Origin of the sequence: Winogradskyella thalassocola (genome assembly GCF_900099995.1) — a bacterium.
Lineage (GTDB): Bacteria > Bacteroidota > Bacteroidia > Flavobacteriales > Flavobacteriaceae > Winogradskyella > Winogradskyella thalassocola.
In genome coordinates this window covers 1-1,937 of sequence record NZ_FNCZ01000025.1, presented here as the reverse complement: position 1 = coordinate 1,937, position 1,937 = coordinate 1, and the positions used below count along the sequence as shown (strand labels likewise).

Sequence of the window (1,937 nt, the reverse complement as noted above, 5' to 3'; positions counted from 1 at the left end):
ATACTTGGCCCTGTTGCTCCTGGTATCATGGTGCTGTTATAACTCCACTCAAAACTATAGTCTGTTGCTGATAAACCGGTATCAATCACTAATGGGTCTAAAACTTCGGTACCATTAGTATTTAAACATAGAATATAATTGGCTTCTAAATTAAATTCGGGTAATGGATTTACCTGTAAGGTTAATGCGGCAACTTCATAACACACAGAGGTATCATTACCTGTAGTACCATCTGGGGTGTCATTATCTACTCTTGCATAAATAACTTGTGGGTTAACTGTATTTTCATAGAGTGTTGGCAATGGATTTACCTTTAAGTCTGCCTCTTCTTGCGTTTCATAATACGTCACAATGTAGTTCAGTGGGTCTTGACCGTCTAAAACTTCTGGGTCTCTAGTGGTTAAATCGAACTGCGCGCTATCATTGGTTGGGTCACCATCAGTTTCCATCTCATCATCACAGGTTTGGTAAACTATAGGATCCATATTAGGATTGGCTTGTGCCGCTTCTTGGACTTCTATATTGAAACTTTGTGTGCTGATTGAACATCCTGTAATGTTGTTAGTGATGGTCACAAATATTTGTTGTGGGTTGCTTAGGTTGGTATATGAACTTACCAAACCATTCATACCGGCTTCGGCATCAACTAAATTATCGTGATAACTCACTATAAATTGTGATGGATCTTGACCGTTTAAGACTTCTTCGTCTTTTGTGGTCAAATCAAAACTATCGACACCATCAGTGAATAATTCACATTGTATAAAATCCGTTACGGCCACAACTGTTGGTAATGGATGCACTATGATTGTAAAATCAACTAATGCATAACAGCCTGTTAAATCATTAGTCACCCTTACATAAATCTCTTGTTCTGGTGTTTCTGTATTACTGTATTGCGTTGGGTCTGGTATCGCATTGCTTGCTGAGTTAGCATCGTCTAAACTCTCATAGTAGCTTGCTGTAACTCCGGCTTCTCCATTTAGAATTAGAATTTCGTTTTCCGTAAGATCAAAGACTTCTACTCCATCTCCTGTATTAACGTCATCACACAACTCTAAGCTTGGTAATTGATCGCTTGGTGTTGGGGTTGGGTTTGGCAATACGCGTATCGTTAACGTTGCAAAATCTACACAACCAGTATTGCTATCGGTAACCACCACATAAAGGGTTTGTGGGTTTGCACCTAATCCGTTAACTGAAGTATTAGTATACTGTGTTGGATCTGGAATTACATTGGTTTGAGACTGTGCATCGGCATTAGTCTCGTAGTAGGCTACCGACCAGCTAGCATTGCCTCCTGTGATCTCATTATCTTTTAACGTTAAATCAAATGACGTGAACTCATCTCCTGGTGTTTCTCCTAAATCATCACACTCGCTTAATTGTGTTGGTTGTACGGCTACTGGTGGTAAGTTGACTTCTAACTCAAACATTCCGGTATCTTGACAGCCTGTGGTTGGATTATATAAACGTACATAAATAATTTGTGGGTTTGCATTATTGGTATAATTACCAACATTGATGATGGGATTGTTACCATTGGCAGCATCTAATTCACTAACATGGTAAGTGAGTAACACTTCTAATGGATCTTGTCCGTTTAGAATTTCTCCATCTTTAGTGGTAAGATCAAACTGTGTGATTCCGTTATCATCCGTATCACATATAGTGTAAGATTCTATACTTGTTGGCACTTCTGGTGATGGTAACACAATAAGTTCCATCGTATTTGTGGTTAAACTAAAGCAGCCTGTTATGGTGTTTTCTGAACGTACAAAAATCATTTGATTGTTCGCTACAATATTAGTGTACAACCCTGTGATTGGGTTATCACCATTCTCTGCATCGGTCTGTGTCTCGTGATAGCTAATTGCTACATTGGGTTCTCCATTAGTGATTTCTATGGTGCGTTGTGTTAAATCGAATTCTGCAAA

The 1,937-nt window shown here is 38.9% G+C and carries 1 pseudogene; it reads right to left on the bottom strand.

From position 1 onward, the window contains the following. Positions 1-1,937, bottom strand: a pseudogene (locus BLT80_RS20195) (hypothetical protein); the annotation flags it as partial.